15 protein-coding genes are annotated in these 15,287 nt (G+C 69.3%); 2 read left to right on the top strand and 13 right to left on the bottom strand.

Annotation, left to right across the window (positions count from 1 at the left end; genetic code table 11):
• Positions 1-53 precede the first annotated feature (53 nt).
• The 4 genes from ACODR1_RS21830 to ACODR1_RS21815 form a co-directional block, all read right to left on the bottom strand.
• Entirely contained in the window at positions 54-1,274 is a 1,221-nt protein-coding gene (locus tag ACODR1_RS21830; RefSeq protein ID WP_488882312.1) for a dipeptidase, read from the bottom strand.
• A gap of 94 nt (positions 1,275-1,368) precedes the next feature.
• Positions 1,369-1,632: a hypothetical protein gene (locus ACODR1_RS21825; RefSeq protein WP_488882311.1), complete on the bottom strand. Its 264-nt coding sequence runs from the start codon at positions 1,630-1,632 to the stop codon at positions 1,369-1,371.
• Between the two features lies 1 nt (position 1,633).
• A complete protein-coding gene (radC, locus tag ACODR1_RS21820; RefSeq protein WP_488882310.1) occupies positions 1,634-2,407 on the bottom strand; it encodes a RadC family protein in 774 nt (257 codons plus the stop codon).
• Positions 2,408-2,563: 156 nt separating this feature from the next.
• Positions 2,564-3,367 (bottom strand): MetQ/NlpA family ABC transporter substrate-binding protein, encoded by an 804-nt coding sequence (locus ACODR1_RS21815; protein WP_488882309.1) that lies wholly within the window; start codon positions 3,365-3,367, stop codon positions 2,564-2,566.
• 161 nt (positions 3,368-3,528) lie between these two features.
• Between ACODR1_RS21815 and ACODR1_RS21810 the strand changes: the two genes are divergently transcribed.
• Complete coding sequence (locus ACODR1_RS21810; protein WP_488882308.1) at positions 3,529-3,984, top strand: hypothetical protein; 456 nt, start codon at positions 3,529-3,531, stop codon at positions 3,982-3,984.
• Positions 3,985-4,015: 31 nt separating this feature from the next.
• Here the strand turns inward: ACODR1_RS21810 and ACODR1_RS21805 are convergent, their stop codons facing one another.
• The 8 genes from ACODR1_RS21805 to ACODR1_RS21770 form a co-directional block, all read right to left on the bottom strand.
• Complete coding sequence (locus ACODR1_RS21805; protein WP_488882307.1) at positions 4,016-4,375, bottom strand: hypothetical protein; 360 nt, start codon at positions 4,373-4,375, stop codon at positions 4,016-4,018.
• Between the two features lie 35 nt (positions 4,376-4,410).
• Complete coding sequence (locus ACODR1_RS21800; RefSeq protein WP_488882306.1) at positions 4,411-4,893, bottom strand: GNAT family N-acetyltransferase; 483 nt, start codon at positions 4,891-4,893, stop codon at positions 4,411-4,413.
• Positions 4,890-5,489, bottom strand: coding sequence for a methionine ABC transporter permease (locus ACODR1_RS21795; RefSeq protein WP_488882315.1), 600 nt, complete (start codon positions 5,487-5,489; stop codon positions 4,890-4,892). Before ACODR1_RS21795 ends, ACODR1_RS21800 begins: the two co-directional genes overlap by 4 nt.
• Positions 5,490-5,548: 59 nt before the next feature.
• Positions 5,549-6,550: a methionine ABC transporter ATP-binding protein gene (locus ACODR1_RS21790; RefSeq protein ID WP_488882305.1), complete on the bottom strand. Its 1,002-nt coding sequence runs from the start codon at positions 6,548-6,550 to the stop codon at positions 5,549-5,551.
• A 13-nt stretch (positions 6,551-6,563) separates the two neighbouring features.
• Entirely contained in the window at positions 6,564-9,041 is a 2,478-nt protein-coding gene (locus ACODR1_RS21785; protein WP_488882304.1) for a S9 family peptidase, read from the bottom strand.
• A 115-nt stretch (positions 9,042-9,156) separates the two neighbouring features.
• Entirely contained in the window at positions 9,157-10,785 is a 1,629-nt protein-coding gene (locus ACODR1_RS21780; RefSeq protein ID WP_488882303.1) for an ABC-F family ATP-binding cassette domain-containing protein, read from the bottom strand.
• 69 nt (positions 10,786-10,854) lie between these two features.
• Positions 10,855-12,129: a Xaa-Pro dipeptidase gene (locus ACODR1_RS21775; protein ID WP_488882302.1), complete on the bottom strand. Its 1,275-nt coding sequence runs from the start codon at positions 12,127-12,129 to the stop codon at positions 10,855-10,857.
• Positions 12,130-12,223: 94 nt separating this feature from the next.
• The gene (locus tag ACODR1_RS21770) at positions 12,224-13,060 is read right to left on the bottom strand and encodes an alpha/beta fold hydrolase (RefSeq protein ID WP_205685389.1); all 837 of its coding nucleotides are present in this window, start codon (positions 13,058-13,060) and stop codon (positions 12,224-12,226) included.
• Between the two features lie 328 nt (positions 13,061-13,388).
• On the opposite strand from ACODR1_RS21770, the gene ACODR1_RS21765 reads away from it, so the two are divergent.
• A complete protein-coding gene (locus ACODR1_RS21765; RefSeq protein ID WP_488882301.1) occupies positions 13,389-13,868 on the top strand; it encodes a hypothetical protein in 480 nt (159 codons plus the stop codon).
• 10 nt (positions 13,869-13,878) lie between these two features.
• Here ACODR1_RS21765 and ACODR1_RS21760 read toward each other — a convergent pair whose 3' ends face one another.
• Positions 13,879-15,285 (bottom strand): sensor histidine kinase, encoded by a 1,407-nt coding sequence (locus ACODR1_RS21760; RefSeq protein WP_488882300.1) that lies wholly within the window; start codon positions 15,283-15,285, stop codon positions 13,879-13,881.
• Positions 15,286-15,287 lie beyond the last annotated feature (2 nt).

Below are 15,287 nucleotides of genomic sequence, written 5' to 3'. Positions count from 1 at the left end.
TGCGCTCAAATGCTCCCCCTCTGGGGGAGCTGTCGCGGAGCGACTGAGGGGGTCTACTTCCCCGCCCCCTTCGCGAACGCCTGCGCCTGTCCCAGCAGGCGCAGGACATTGCCGCTCCAGATCGCCTCGATGTCGGCGTCGCTGTAGCCGGCGGCCTTCAGGCGGGCGGTGATCTTGGGCAGGTCGGCCACGTCTTCCAGGCCCTCGACGCCGCCGCCGCCGTCCCAGTCGGCGCCGACGCAGACGGCCTTGGCGCCGCCGATCTTCAGCACGTGGTTCATGCTGTCCATGAAGGTGTCGAAGTTGGCGCGGACCGGCGGGAACTTCTTGTCCAGTTCGGCGCGCTTCTTGGCGTAGGCCACGAAGTCGGCCTGGGTGGCGTCGTCGCCCGGTCCCCGGCCCAGGGCTTCCAGCGCCGCCTTGCGTTCGGGGCTGTTGGTCGAGGCGCGCAGATAGACCGAGTTGATGCAGATCGCCCCGCCGCTCTCGGCGATCTTCCTGATGTGCGCGTCGTCGAGATTGCGCGGGTGGTCGAAGACGGCGCGCGCGCCCGAGTGCGAGGCGATGACCGGAACCTTCGACAGGGCCACGGCCTGGTCGACGACGTCGTCCGAGGCGTGACTGACGTCGATCAGTATGCCCAGGCGGTTGGCCTCGGCCAGCCAGCGCAGGCCGAGCGGCGAGAAGCCGTTCCAGATCTTGCCCTTGGGGTCGGTCGAGCTGTCGGCGAACTGGTTGTTGCGGAAGTGAACGGGGCCCGCCATCCGCACGCCTGCGCCGTAGAAGGTCTGTAGCAGGGTGAGGTCCTCGCCCAGCGGCCAGCTGTTCTCGATGCTCTGGAAGGCGAACTTCTTGCCCGCCTTGCTGATGCGGATCGCGTCTTCGGGGGTGTAGGCCAGCTCGAACTTGTCGCTATGGGCCGAGACCATCTCGCGGATCTCGGTCGCGCGGGTCAGGGCGAAGTCGCGAGCCTTGCGATAGCCCTCGGCGGTCAGGTCGCCCTGGCCGGTGTAGATCACGAAGAAGCCGCCATCGAGGCCGCCGTCGTTCATGCGCGGCAGGTCGACCTGGCTGAAGTCCTGCGGCACGCTGTGGCGGTCGACCATGCTCCAGCCGGGCCGGGCGAAATGCTCGGGCGTGTCAAGGTGGGTGTCCAGCGTCAGGATGCGCTCGTGCAGCGCCTTGTCGGCTTTGGAAACAGGCGCCTCGGCGGCGTGGGCGGCGGCGCCCAACAGGGCGGCCGAGCCGAGGAGGACTGACAGCAGGCGACGCATGGAACACTCCGGAACAGCTGATCGCGCCAAGCTCCGCAATGCCGAACCTTACGTCAAGGACATTAGATTTTCTTCGCGCGATCGGCCCTGGCTGCTAGGGCGGCGGGCAGTCGGTGCGGACCGGCAGGCCATCCTTGTAGGCGAAGTATTCGGTGCAGGTGCGCTGGCAGACCACCGCCTGGCGCTTGCCGATGTCGCCCGCTTCCATGATCTCGCCAAGGCTGGTCCGGTCGTCGCTGTTCCAGTCCATCTCCGACCAGCCGTAGCCGTGCCCCAGCACGCCGAACGCCAAGCTTCCGAAGAAGGCGGCCGGCGGCGCCAGGAGAACGCCGGCGATGACGAGCACGACGCGCAGCACCTCAGATCAGCCCCAGCGCCTTGAAGCTGGCCACGCCGTCGCGGCCGACCACTAGGTGGTCGTGGACGGCGATGCTCAGCGCCTTGCCGGCCGAGATGATCTGCTTGGTCATCTCGATATCCGGACGCGAGGGGGTAGGGTCCCCGCTCGGATGATTGTGCAGCAGGATCAGGTTGGAGCTGGAAAGCTCCAACGCCCGGCGCATCACCTCGCGCGGATAGACCGGCGCATGGTCGACCGTGCCGTGGTTCATCACCTCGTCGGCGATCAGCTGGTTCTTCTTGTCGAGGAACAGCACCCGGAACTGCTCGCGGGACTCGTTGGCCAGGGCCACGCGCACATAACCCAGGAGCGCCGTCCACGACGAGATCACCGGGCGCTTGGCGATGCCTTCGCGGCCTGCCCGCAGGGTGGCCTCGTGCAGGATCTTGAGGTCCACCGCCGCCGTCTCGCCGACGCCGGGAACCGTCTTCAGCTCCTCCACCGTCGCCCCCAGCACCCCCGCGAACGAGCCGAACCGGGCCAGCAGGGCTTTCGCGAGGGGCTTGACGTCGCCGCGCGGCAGGCTGCGGAAGAGATAGAGTTCGAGCAGCTCGTAATCGGGCAGCGCCGCCAGGCCGCCAGACCTGGCCCGCTCGCGCAGTCGCTCGCGGTGACCGGTGTGATGGGCGGCGACCAATGCGGCCTTGCTGGCCTTGCTGGCCTGGGCGGGCTGCGCCGCCTCGGCTGCGCGCGGCGCGGCTTCCGACACCCTCAAGGACTTGCCGCTAACCATCGCGCCCCTCTGCGTGAGGGCGATTAGAGCTCAGCAATCAGAGGTTGTCGAGGGCGCGTTCGTCCCTTCTGCCCAAGGCCCGTCACCCCAGGCGAAGGACCGCGCAGCGGACCCCAGATCCGGGATGACGACCTGAAGGAGATCGAAAGGAAGAGATCAGAACGCCGGAACCACTGCGCCCTTGTATTTCTCCGCCATGAACGCCTTCACCTCGGGCGAGGCCAGGGCCTTGGCCAGCTTGGCCACGCGCGGGTCCGAAGCATTGTCCGGGCGGGTGACGAGGAAATTCACGTAGGGGCTGGTCTTGTCCTCGATCAGCAGGGCGTCCTTGGCCGGGTCGAGCTTGGCGTCCAGGGCGTAGTTGGTGTTGATCACCGCCAGGTCGACCTGGTTCAGCACCCGCGGCAGGGTCGCCGATTCCAGCTCCTTGAACTTCAGGCCCTTCGGATTGGCGGTGATGTCCTTCAGGGTCGAGACCGGGTTGGACGGGTCCTTCAGGGTGATCAGGCCGTTCTTGTTCAGCAGCAGCAGGGCGCGGCCGCCGTTGCTGGGCTCGTTGGGGATGGCCACGGTGGCCCCGGCAGGCAGCTCGGCGATGGCCTTGATCTTCGTCGAATAGGCGCCCAGCGGCTCGATGTGCACGCCGGCGACCTTGACCAGGCCCCAGCCGCGATCGGCGTTGACGGTGTCGAGATAGGGGCCGGTCTGGAAGTAGTTGGCGTCCAGGTGACGCTCGGCCAGCTGCACGTTGGGCTGGACGTAGTCGTTGAACACCTTGACGTCGAGCTTCAGGCCCTCGGCCGCCAGCTTCGGCTTGATGAACTCCAGGACCTCGGCGTGCGGCACGGCGGTGGCGCCGACCACCAGGGTGTCGGCGGCCGACGGCGCGGGCTGGCGGCTGCAGGCGGCCAGCAGGGCGAAGGCGGCGAGGCTGACGAGTGCGGCGCGGCGGGCGACCATGAACGGCTCCGATAAGTCGATAATTCCGGGAGGGTATTGCGCACAAACGCCGCTCGCACGGAATCAGTTTTCCTGAGGCGGCCAAGAGGGCGGCGTGGTTGGCGCGGCGACAGCTTGACTATAGGTTGCGCATAGAACCCATGCAGCGATGAGCGCCGCCGATGAAGACGCCCCTCCTTTGCGCCCTCGCCGGCCTCCTCGCGATCGCGGCGACCAACGCCGCAGAGGCCCTGGACGGCCCGATGCGCATCGCCAGGGACCTGCAGTCGGTGCGCATCGGCGAATACGACTATCCGCTCGACTGGGCCGAAGGCGCCACGCTGGACGAGATGGACCGGAAGCTGCAGAGCGGCCTGACGTTCAACAAGCTGACCACCAGGGTCACCGACTGCGACGCCGGCTTTTCGATGCCGACCAGCACCACCACCAACTACCCCGGCACGATCTACGGCGGGGTCTGCACCCTGACGACCGAAGGCGTGACGCAGCGCGCGCTGGTCTGCCACGACTCCATGGTGGGCGACGTCGCCGTGGAAGGGGCCCGCGACGCCGTCGGCACGATGCTGGAACGGCGCCGCCTGATCGAGCTGGCCGTGCGCCGCTGCCTGGGAACCTGATTGGGAACCTGATTGGGAACCTGATTGGGCCTCAGTCGTCGTTGGCCGGATCTTCCGGGCCCTGGATCGTCCAGTTCGAGACGAAGTCGGGGTTCTCCAGCACCTCGCCGTTGGCCAGGGTGTAGGCGCCCGGCATGGCCGGCCTGATGTTCGAGGTCTGCGGCGGCAGCAGATAGGTGTCGCCGTCCTCTTCCTCGGTGAGCAGGTCGACGAGAATGCCCTCCTCCGGGTCAGCCGACAGGATGACGCCGTGGAACTGCTCGACGTCCTCGATCTCGCCGTCGGCGTCGAGGAAGGTCAGGCCCACCAGGATGATGCGGCCGGGCAGGGTGTCGGCCAGCGCCTGGTCCCAGTGCTCGGGCGGCGGGGCGGAGAGGATTTCGTCGGTCATTCGGGGTTCTTAAGGCCGCGCTCGCCGCCCCGCAATCACCCCAGCTGCTTGGCCCGCGTCAGGTTCAGCGGCGCATAGCCGGCGGCGGCGAAGAAGGCCTGGGCGCCGACGTTGTCGGCCCAGGCGTCGAGGACCACGCTTGCCAGCCCCAGCGCCCTCGCCTGCCCCTCCAGCGCGGCGAGCAGGGCCGCGGCGATCCCTCGGCGTCGGAACGCGGGATCGACCGCCAGATGGTGCAGGTAAAGCCGGCGACGAGCCAGGGCGAAGGGCGTCTGCGCGCGATCCTGGACCTCGGCCCAGCCATAGCCGGCCGCTGCGCCGTCGATCTCCGCAAGCAGCAGGCGATGGGCCGGCTGGTCCAGCGTGGCGCGCAGGAACCCCGCCAGTTCGGCAGGATCGACGGCGGGCTTGAAGATCTCGGGCGACAGGGCCGCGTGCAGCGCCTGCACCCCGGCGTTCAGCGCGACCAGGGCCGGGATGTCGGCATCGACGGCGGGCCTGATCGCGATGGCGCTCACCGGTGCGAGACCTTCCGCACCACCGTATCGCCGACCATCTGCAACACCTGCACCAGGATCAACAGCAGCACCACGGTGACCACCATCACGTCGGTCTGGAAGCGCTGGTAGCCGAAGCGGATGGCCAGGTCTCCGAGACCGCCGGCCCCGACCACCCCGGCCATGGCCGTGTAGGAAACGAGCGCGATGGCCGTCACCGTCGCGCCGGCGATGATCCCCGGCATCGCTTCCGGCAGCAGCGCGCCCAGCACTACCTGGCGGCGCGTGGCGCCCAGGGCGAAGCTGGCCTCGACCACGCCCTTGTCGACCTCGCGCAGGGCGGTCTCGACCAGGCGGGCGTAGAAGGGCGCCGCGCCCACCACCAGCGGCGGGATGGCCCCGGCCACGCCCAGCGAGGTGCCGACCAGCAGCACCGTCAGCGGGATCATCACGATCAGCAGGATCACGAACGGCACCGAGCGCAGGATGTTGACCAGCAGGCCCAGCGCCGTATGGGCGGCCTTGCTCTCCAGCATCTGGCCCTTGCCGGTCAGGAACAGGATCACGCCCAGCGGCAGGCCCAGGATCACCGTCAGGGCCATGGAGCCGCCGAGCATGGTCAGGGTGTCGAGGCCGGCGGCCGCGATATCGGTCCAGTCGATGTTCGAGAACAGGCTCACGGACGGCCCTCCAGGCGGTCGACCCGCACGTCGGCGGCCTCGAAACGGGCGATGGCGGCGTCGACGTCGCCGCCGGTCAGGGCCAGGGTCAGCTGGCCGTATGGGGTGTCGCGCAGCTTGTGGATGCGGCCGCCGAGGATCGAGTAGTCGACGCCGGTCTCGCGGGCCACCACGCCGAGCACCGGCTTGTAGGTGGCCTCGCCCTTGAAGGTCAGGCGCACCAGCACGCCGGCCGGAAGAGCGGTCTCGGACGTCTCCTCGACCTCGCCGACGAAACGGCGGGCCGTGTCGCTGGCCGGATGCAGGAACACCTCTTCGACCGGTCCCTGCTCGACCACGCGGCCGCCTTCCAGCACCGCCACCCGGTCGCAGACGCGGCGCACCACGTCCATCTCGTGGGTTATCAGCACGATGGTGAGGCCCAGTTCCCGGTTGAGGTCGGAGATCAGGGCCAGGATCTGCTCGGTGGTCTCCGGATCGAGCGCGCTGGTGGCCTCGTCGCACAGCAGGATCTTGGGCGCCGTGGCCAGGGCCCGGGCGATGCCGACGCGCTGCTTCTGGCCGCCCGACAGCTGGGCCGGATACTTGGCGGCGTGGTCGGACAGGCCCACCCGCGCCAAGAGCTCGGCCGTCCGCGTCTTGATCTCGGCGGGGCCGCGACCGGCCAGCTTCAGCGGGAAGGCGACGTTCTGCTCGACGGTCTTGGACGACAGCAGGTTGAAGTGCTGGAAGATCATGCCGACGCGGCGACGCAAGGCCCTAAGGCCCGCGACGTCCAGCGCCGCCACGTCGTCGCCGTCGACGATCACCTTGCCGCCGGTGGGCAGCTCAAGGCCGTTGATCAGGCGGATCAGGGTGGACTTGCCCGCCCCCGAGGCGCCGATGACCCCGAACACCTCGCCCTGCGCGACCTCGAGCGAGGCCTCCCGCAGGGCCGCGTGACCGGTCGCGCCGCGTGCGGCGGCGTAGGTCTTGGAGACGGCTTCGAAACGGATCACCGGCGGCAGGTCCTTACTTCGCGGCGGTCGCAGGGGCCGCCGCGCGCGGCGGGGCGTTCTTGACGTAGCGGTCCATCCAGTCGGTCATCTCCCACAGGGTGTGCATCACCGACTCCCGGGCGCGATAGCCGTGGGCCTCGTAGGGCAGCACGGTGTAGCGCACGGTGGCCCCCGCCCCCTTCAGCGCGGCGTAGAAGCGCTCGCTCTGGACCGGGAAGGTGCCGGAATTGTCGTCCGCCTCGCCGTGGATCAGCAGGATCGGCTCGTTGACCTGCTTCACATAGGTGAAGGGGCTCATCTTCGTATAGGTGTCGGTGGCCTGCCAGTAGGTGCGCTGCTCGGACTGGAAGCCGAACGGCGTCAGGGTGCGGTTGTAGGCGCCAGACCGCGCGATGCCGGCCCGGAAGAGGTCGCTGTGGGCCAGCAGGTTGGCGGTCATGAACGCACCGTAGCTGTGGCCGCCCACGGCGATGCGGTCGCGGTCGGCCACGCCCATGGCCACCACCGCGTCGACGGCGGCCTTGGCGTCGGCGGTCAGCTGCTCGACATAGGTGTCGTTGGGCTCGGCCCCGTCCTTGCCGATGATCGGCATGCCCGGGCCGTCCAGCACCGCATAGCCCTGGGTCAGCAGGAACAGGTGGCTGGCGCCGCCCGGACGGGTGAAGCGGTTGCCCGCATCCACGGTCTGGCCGGCCACCGAGGCGTCGGTGAACTCTTCGGGATAGGCCCACATCAGCATCGGCAGCGGACCGTCCTTGGCCTTGTCGTAGCCGGCCGGCAGGTAGAGGTCGCCCGACAGCTTCACCCCGTCGGGGCGGCTGTAGGTGATGGTCTGCTTGGTGACGCCGGCGAACTGCGGGGCGCGGTCGACGAACTTGGTCAGGGCCTTGCCGTTACCGCCCTTCAGCGGCTTGACGAAGTAGTTGGGAACCTCGTCCTTGCTCTCGCGGCGGGTAATCAGGGTCTTGCCGGCCTCGTCGGCCAGGGCCACCGGGGCCTCGTAGTACGGGGCCTTGGCCTGCCACAGGCGCGAGGTCTTGCCGTCGGCCAGGGTCATCACGCCCACGAACGGGAACTCGCCCTTGGCGCTCGCGCCGTCCCCGGCGACGAACACGCCCTTGCCGTCGGGCGTGAAGTGCAGCACCGCCTCGCCCTTGGCGTTGCGGCGGCTCATGAGGCTGCCCGGGTCGTTGTAGCGGTCCTGGTAGTTGCGCTCGACCAGCACGCGGGCGGCGCCGGGCTTGGCCGGATCGACGGCCAGGCGCTTTTCCTTGCGGTTGTCGAACCAGCGGCTGGTGACCACGGCGAAGTCGTCGCGGCCCCAGCTGATCCCGGCATAGCGCAGGTCCAGGTCGACCAGCGTCGTCGGCGCGGCTTCGAACGGCGCGGCCTGCATCAGCACGCGGTCGTGGATCTCGACCTTCTTCTTCGGATCGCCGCCGTCCTGGGCCTCGGCCCAGACCAGGGTCGCCGGGGCGTCGCCGCGCCATTGCGGGCTGCGCGGACCGGCCACCACCGCGTCGAAGGCCGACGACAGGTTGTCGGCCAGCGGGCGGTCGACCAGGGTCTTGACCAGCTTTCCATCGGCGGCGTCCAGCACCTGGATCTCGGTGGGGAAGCGGGCCGCCGGCACCAGGTAGCTGTACGGACGCTTCAGGCGCGTCACCAGCAGGTAGCGGCCGTCGGGCGAGACCGAGAAGCCGTTGATCACGCCGGGGGCGCCCACCGGGGTCGCCGCACCGTCGGCCAGGGCCACACGGGTCAGCTGGCTGGTGAAGTAGTGGTCGAACAGCGCCTCGTCGTGGGCGTTGCCCAGCAGGTCCTGATAGGTGCGGATGGCGGCGGTGCGGCCCGCCGACTGCTGGACGATCGGGCCCTCGGGCGCCGCCGGCTCGGCCGGGGCCGCGCCGCGACCGGCCGGGACCTGGCGCACCAGGAAGCCGCTGTCGTCGGGCAGCCAGTCATAGCTGCCGCCGAAGGCCGCGTTCAGCACCGGGCCGGTCAGCTTGCGCGCCGTCGCGGTCTTCAGGTCGGCGACCCACAGCTCAAGGCCGGTGGGCGCTTCCATCACGAAGGCCAGGCTCTGGCCGTTCGTCGACCAGCGGGTCTCGATGAAGCGCGCGCCCTGGGGCAGGGCCACCGGCCGCACCGCGCCGGTCTTCACGTCCTCGAAGGAGAGGCTGTTCATCCAGGTGGTGCGGGCCTCGATCGGGCCGTTGGTGCGCGGATTGATGCGATAGCCGCCAAGGCGCAGGATCGGGTCGGCCACGGCCCGGATCGGCGGCAGGTTCTCGCGGCCCAGCAGGGCCAGGGTCTTGCGCTCGGGGCTCAGGCTGACGCCCGGCGTCGGCGCGGCGTCGAGGATCTGGGCGATCGGCGCCGGCGGCGTGCGATAGGCCTCGCCGGCCAGGGCGGTCCCGCCCATGAGCGCCGCCAGCACGGCGGTCGAAGCCAGGGCCGCGGCGCGGCGACGGAATTGGGTGTCGAACATGAAGCCCCCGGGAAACGCGTAGGAGGGGCAGCAATAGGCGTGCTTACGGCTCAGGTGAACGAAAAATCGACCACCGACGGGATATCGGCGGTCGGTCTTTGCGTCCGGGGCGGTCTTACCCGCCCGGGTGCAGCCCCGGCGCTTCCTGGCCCGTACGGCTGACATACTCCGTGTAGCCGCCGCCGTACTGGTGCACGCCCTCGGGCGTCAGCTCCAGCACGCGGTTGCTTAAGGCCGCCAGGAAGTGACGGTCGTGCGAGACAAAGAGCATGGTGCCCTCGAAGTCGGCCAGGGCCGCGACCAGCATCTCCTTGGTGGCCATGTCCAGGTGGTTGGTCGGCTCGTCGAGCACCAGGAGGTTCGGCGGATCGAACAGCATCTTGGCCATGACCAGGCGCGCCTTCTCGCCGCCTGACAGGACGCGGCAGGGCTTTTCGACGTCGTCGCCGGAGAAGCCGAAGCAACCCGCCAGGGTGCGCAGAGCGCCCTGCCCCGCCTGCGGGAACGAGCGCTCCAGCGACTCGAAGATCGTCTCTTCGCCGTCCAGCAGGTCCATCGAGTGCTGGGCGAAATAGCCCATCTTGACGCTGGCCCCGATGTTGACCGCGCCCTGGTCGGGCTTGGCGTCGCCGGCCACCAGCTTCAGCAGCGTCGACTTGCCGGCCCCGTTGGCGCCCAGCACGCACCAGCGCTCCTTGCGGCGAACCAGGAAATCCAGCCCCTCGTAGATCGGCCGGTCACCATAGCCCTTGTGGACGTCGCGCAGGCTGATGACGTCTTCGCCCGAGCGCGGCGGGCTCTGGAATTCGAACTGCACCGTCTGGCGGCGACGCGGCGCCTCGACGCGCTCGATCTTGTCGAGCTTCTTGACCCGGCTCTGCACCTGGGCGGCGTGCGAGGCGCGCGCCTTGAACTTCTCGATGAACTTGATTTCCTTCGCCAGCATGGCCTGCTGGCGCTCGTACTGGGCCTGGCGCTGGGCCTCGCTGAGCGCGCGCTGCTGGTCGTAGAAGTCCAGGTCGCCCGAATAGGTGATCAGGGAACCGGCGTCGATCTCGACCACCTTGCCGATGATGCGGTTCATGAAGGCGCGGTCGTGCGACGTCATCAGCAGCGCGCCGTCATAGTTCTTCAGGAACGCTTCCAGCCAGATCAGGCTTTCCAGGTCCAGGTGGTTGGAGGGTTCGTCCAGCAGCATGCCGTCGGGCCGCATCAGCAGGATGCGGGCCAGGGCCACGCGCATCTTCCAGCCGCCGGACAACATGCCGACATCGCCGTCCATGCGTTCCTGGCTGAAGCTGAGGCCCGCCAGCACCTCGCGCGCCCGGGCTTCCAGCGCATAGCCGTCCAGTTCCTGGAAGCGCTCGAGCACCTCGCCATAGCGTTCCATGACGGCGTCCAGCTGGTCGGCCTGGTCCGGATCGACCATCGCCGCTTCGAGCACGGCCATCTCGGCGGCCAGCGCGCTGACGGGGCCGACGCCGTCCATCACCGCGGCGACCGCGCTCTGGCCCGACATCTCGCCGACATCCTGGCTGAAATAGCCGATCCGCATGCCGGGATCGATCGCGACCAGCCCGTCGTCGGGCTGTTCCTGGCCGGTGACCATGCGAAACAGCGTCGTCTTGCCGGCGCCGTTGGGGCCGACGAGGCCGACCTTCTCACCCTTCTGGATGCCCATCGAGGCTTCGATGAACAGGATCTGGTGGCCGTTCTGCTTGGAGATGTTGTCGAGGCGGATCATGGGGCGGTCTGCTAGCCTGAGCGGACGCAGAACGCCAGCCTTCCGCCGCGCGTCAGATGCGCGCTGCCCCTACTTGCGCACCACCTGCCCGCCCTTCATCACGAACACCGGCTTTTCCAGCACGGTCACGTCGGCCAGCGGATCGCCGGAGACCGCGATCAGATCGGCGTAGCGGCCGGCGCTCACCTGGCCCAGGTCCTTCTCCCGGCCCAGGGCCTGGGCGGCGTTGACCGTGGCGGCCTGGATCGCCTGCAGGGGGGTGGCGCCATAGCGGACCATCACCGCGAACTGGCGGGCGTTGTCGCCGTGCGGATAGACCCCGGCGTCGGTGCCGTAGATCATCTTCACGCCGCCCTTCAGGGCCTTGCGGAAGTTCTCGCGCTGCACCTCGGCGATGTCGCGGTCCTTGCGCAGATTGTCCTCCAGCACGCCGTTCTTGCGCCCTTCGGACTGGGTGTAGTCGGTGTTGTAGATGTCCATCGAGAACCAGGTCCCCTTCTGGGCGGCCAGCTTGATCCCCTCGTCGTCGACGAGGCTGGCGTGCTCGATGGTGTCGATGCCGGCGCGGATAGCCTCCTTGATGCCGGCCCCGCCGTGGGCGTGGGCGGCGACCTTCAGGCCGGCCATGTGGGCCTCGTCGGCCACGGCCTTCATCTCGTCATAGGTCAGCTGCTGCTGGCCCGGCTCGTCGCCGCGCGAGAAGACCCCGCCGGTGGCGCAGATCTTGATCACCTGGGCGCCGTACTTCTTCAGCGTGCGCACCGCCTTGCGGGCCTCGTCGGGGCTGTCGATGTTGTAGGGGGCCTTCTGGTCCATCGACGGCGGGAAGAAGGTGCTGTCGCAATGGCCGCCGGTCGCCCCGATGGCGTAGGTGGCGGTGACGATGCGCGGGCCGGGCACGACGCCCTCGTCGATGGCCTCGCGCAGGCCCACGTCGTTGAAGCGGTCGGCCCCGACGTTGCGCACGGTGGTGAACCCGGCCTCCAGCGTGGCCTTGGCGTTGGCGGTCTGGGTCACGCTCCAGAAGGCGTCGCTGAACTGCAGGGCGTTGTAGCCGCCATAGACCGGCGAGGCGTCGAGATGCACGTGCATGTCGATCAGGCCCGGCAGCAGGGTCGCGCCCGGCAGGTCGACGGCCTCGGCCTCCGGGGGGATCGCGAAATCGCCGGCCTTGCCGACGGCGGTGATCCGGCCGGCGACGACCAGCACCACCGGCTTTTCGACATAGCGCCCGGTGGCGACGTCCAGCAGGCGGGCGGCGGTGACGACCTTGGTCTCGGCGGCATGCGCCACGGTCGAGGCCAGCATAAGGGCCGCCAGGGTCGAAATCGTCAGTCCACGCATCCGGTCGGCCTCGCTTCGAGTTGCAGGCGAGGACGCTAGAGCGTGACCGTGAAAGTGGAAAGGGCGGCCGCGCATGGCGACCGCCCCTTTTTCGTCAGGCCTTGAAGAAGGCCAGCAGGTCCGGGTTGATGATCTCCGGATGCGTGGTGCACATGCCGTGCGGCAGGCCCTTGTAGACCTTCAGCTCGCCCTTCTTGACCAGCTTGGCAGACAGCAGCGCCGAGTCGGCGATCGGCACGATCTGGTCGTCATCGCCGTGCATCACCAGCACCGGCACGTCGACCTTTTTGAGATCGTCGGTGAAGTCGGTCTCGGAGAAGGCCTTGATGCAGTCGTAGTGGGCCTTGACGCTGCCGGTCATGCCCTGGCGCCACCAGTTCCAGATCACGCCCTGGTCGACTTTCGCGCCCGGACGGTTGAAGCCGTAGAACGGGCCGGCCGGCACGTCGTAGAAGAACTGGGCGCGATTGCCGGCGGTGGCGGCGCGGAAGCCGTCGAACACCTCGATCGGCAGGCCGCCGGGGTTCTTGTCGCTCTTGACCATGATCGGCGGCACCGCGCCGATCAGCACGGCCTTGGCCACGCGGCCCGGCTTGGCGCGGGCGACATAGTGGATCACCTCGCCGCCGCCGGTCGAATGGCCGACGTGGATCGCGTTCTTCAGGTCGAGGTGGTCGGTCAGGGCCGCGACGTCGGCGGCGTAGGTGTCCATCTCGTTGCCGGTGTCGGTCTGGGTCGAACGGCCGTGACCGCGACGGTCATGGGCGATCACCCGGAAACCCTGGGCGTAGAAGAACATCATCTGGTTGTCCCAGTCGTCGGCCGTCAGCGGCCAGCCGTGGTGGAACACGATCGGCTGGGCGGTCTTGGGACCCCAGTCCTTGTAGTAGATCTGCACGCCGTCCTTGGTCGTGACGAAACCGCTGCTCATGGTCTTGGCTCCTGGGGAAGAGATCGCGGGCGCAGCCGCGGCGAAGGACGGCGTGACCGCGAAAGCCGCCAGGCCCAGGCCAGCGGCGAGGACGTCCCTGCGCGAGGCGCCGTCGTCGGAAGGTTGGGTGGTCATCGCTCGCCCTCTGCATCGAACAATCGGGGGCGGCGTCATGCCGCCCCCGAGCCGGTGCAAGGTGGCCCAGCCCGTCTCATGGGGCTTGAACGTATCACGCGACCGCTGGGACGAACGCGCCGAGGCGTGCAGCATCTCGCATGCCCGCTCGACCGCGTTTGCCGAAGCCTGGCCCAGGCGCCATCCTCGCGCGATGTCCGACCGCTACGAACCCGCCTCCGACTTCCTCAAGCGGGTCATCGCCGAGCAGGCGCCGCTGTCCGGCGCCGAGGGGGCCGAGGAGAACCTGCACCGGCTGATCGCGCTGACCGCCGACGCCGACCGGTCGAACCGCGACTGGGCGGTTCTGCTGCTGTCCCAGGAGGAGGTCGACGGCCCCGAAGTCCGCGAGGCGCTATTGCGCGCGGCAAACGACGAAGACGACATCGTTCGGGCCGAGGCGATGCTGGGCCTGGCGCAGCGCGACGCCAGCCTGGCCCTGCCCTTCGTGCGGGCGGCGCTCGCCGCCGAGACCGTCGCTGGCCCCGCGCTCGAGGCCGCCGCGCTGTGCGCCCATCCTTCGCTGGTCGCCGACCTGAAGGTCTGGGCCGAGCCGTCGGACGAGACCTATATCGACGCCCTGGCCGCCGAGGCGCTGGCGGCCTGCGAGGCGGCGTCTTCGCCGCTGGGTTAGATCCGCGGGCCTACTCGACGCGGGGCAGCACCAGGGCCACGCGCAGGCCCGGGCCCATGCCGTTGTATTCGCCCGGCCCCTCGGCCAGCTCCAGCCGGCCGCCGTGCGAGGCGGCCACCGCCTGCACCAGCGACAGGCCAAGGCCCGCGCCCGGCTCGCTGCGGCTGTTCTCCAGGCGGACGAAGCGCTGAACCACCCGGGCGCGGTCCTCCTCGGGCACGCCGGGGCCGGTGTCGGTGACCGAGAACTCCAGCTCGCCCGACGAGCGGCGGCGCAGGCGCAGCATGATCGCCCCGCCCTCGGGCGTGTATTTGATGGCGTTGTCGAGCAGGTTGGCCAGGGCCTGGGCGATGAACTCGCGGTTGCCGCGCAGGGACAGGGCCGGGGTGATCTCTGCCTTGAAGTCGAGCCCCTTGTCCTCGCAGGAGAACTCGTAGAGCTCGGCCATGTCGGTGGCCAGGTCGCTGGCCTCGAACGGCTTCTGGTCAGGGGCCTGGCCGGCGGCCTGCAGGCGGGCGATCGCCAGCACGGCGTTGAAGGTCTTGAGCACGCCGTCGGCGTCCATCAACGCCGTTTCCAGCGCCGCCACCGGGTCGCCCTTGCCGTTCTCGGCGTCGATCAGGGCCACCTCCATGCGGGCGCGCAGGCGGGTCAGGGGGCTGCGCAGGTCGTGGGCGATGGCGTCGCCGGCGTGGCGCAGGCCGCCCATCAGCCGCTCGATGCGGTCGAGCATGTCGTTCAGGCCCTCGGCCAGCTCGTCGTACTCGTCGCGAGCGCCGCGGATCTTGGCCCGGGCATGCAGGTCGCCGCCGCGCACGGCGTTCACCACGTCCACAAGACCCTGCATGCTGCGGCTGACATTGCGGCTGATCAGCACCCCGCCGGCCAGCCCCAGGATGATCACCAGCGCGCCGGCGCCCCACAGGGCCCGCACGATCTTCATCACATAGCCCTGGGACTCCGCGACGTCGGCGCCGACGAACAGGATCTCGCCCCCCGCCAGCCGCTCCTGTACGCCGCGCGCCGAGCGCCGGACGGTCGCGCCGTCCAGATCGGTCTCGGTCAGGGTGAAGCTGCGCCAGGTCGGCCCCGCGCCGGTGAAGTCGTCGATCGGCGACTCCTCGATCGAGCCGGTGATCCGCTTGCCGGTCTTGTCGGCGAAGTAATAGAGGAACGGCCGCTCGCCGATGGCCCGCTCGACCAGGGTCTGGTTCAGGGCGTTGACCCCGCCCTGGCGATAGGCCGCCTCCAGGCTCTCCATCTCGCGGGTGATCTCGGCGTCGGCGCGCCGGTCCACCTCGCCGGCGGTGGCGATGTAGATATAGCCGAGGAACGCCGTCGCTGCGGCCGCGAACAGGGCCAGGAACAGCAGGGTCAGCCGGAAAGGCGTCGATCGAACAAGGCGCGGCAGGCGCATGG

The sequence above is a fragment of the Caulobacter sp. FG7 genome (assembly GCF_057808875.1).
This window is presented reverse-complemented; position numbering and strand designations above follow the sequence as displayed.

What these genes read in the sequence shown, in the direction of transcription:
- ACODR1_RS21830 (WP_488882312.1), bottom strand. Translation starts at nt 1,274, where the DNA reads ATGCGTCGCCTGCTGTCAGTCCTCCTCGGCTCGGCCGCCCTGTTGGGC.
- radC (WP_488882310.1), bottom strand. Translation starts at nt 2,407, where the DNA reads ATGGTTAGCGGCAAGTCCTTGAGGGTGTCGGAAGCCGCGCCGCGCGCA.
- ACODR1_RS21815 (WP_488882309.1), bottom strand. Translation starts at nt 3,367, where the DNA reads ATGGTCGCCCGCCGCGCCGCACTCGTCAGCCTCGCCGCCTTCGCCCTG.
- ACODR1_RS21810 (WP_488882308.1), top strand. Translation starts at nt 3,529, where the DNA reads ATGAAGACGCCCCTCCTTTGCGCCCTCGCCGGCCTCCTCGCGATCGCG.
- ACODR1_RS21805 (WP_488882307.1), bottom strand. Translation starts at nt 4,375, where the DNA reads ATGACCGACGAAATCCTCTCCGCCCCGCCGCCCGAGCACTGGGACCAG.
- ACODR1_RS21795 (WP_488882315.1), bottom strand. Translation starts at nt 5,489, where the DNA reads ATGCTCGGCGGCTCCATGGCCCTGACGGTGATCCTGGGCCTGCCGCTG.
- ACODR1_RS21785 (WP_488882304.1), bottom strand. Translation starts at nt 9,041, where the DNA reads ATGTTCGACACCCAATTCCGTCGCCGCGCCGCGGCCCTGGCTTCGACC.
- ACODR1_RS21780 (WP_488882303.1), bottom strand. Translation starts at nt 10,785, where the DNA reads ATGATCCGCCTCGACAACATCTCCAAGCAGAACGGCCACCAGATCCTG.
- ACODR1_RS21775 (WP_488882302.1), bottom strand. Translation starts at nt 12,129, where the DNA reads ATGCGTGGACTGACGATTTCGACCCTGGCGGCCCTTATGCTGGCCTCG.
- ACODR1_RS21770 (WP_205685389.1), bottom strand. Translation starts at nt 13,060, where the DNA reads ATGAGCAGCGGTTTCGTCACGACCAAGGACGGCGTGCAGATCTACTAC.
- ACODR1_RS21765 (WP_488882301.1), top strand. Translation starts at nt 13,389, where the DNA reads ATGTCCGACCGCTACGAACCCGCCTCCGACTTCCTCAAGCGGGTCATC.
- ACODR1_RS21760 (WP_488882300.1), bottom strand. Translation starts at nt 15,285, where the DNA reads ATGCGCCTGCCGCGCCTTGTTCGATCGACGCCTTTCCGGCTGACCCTG.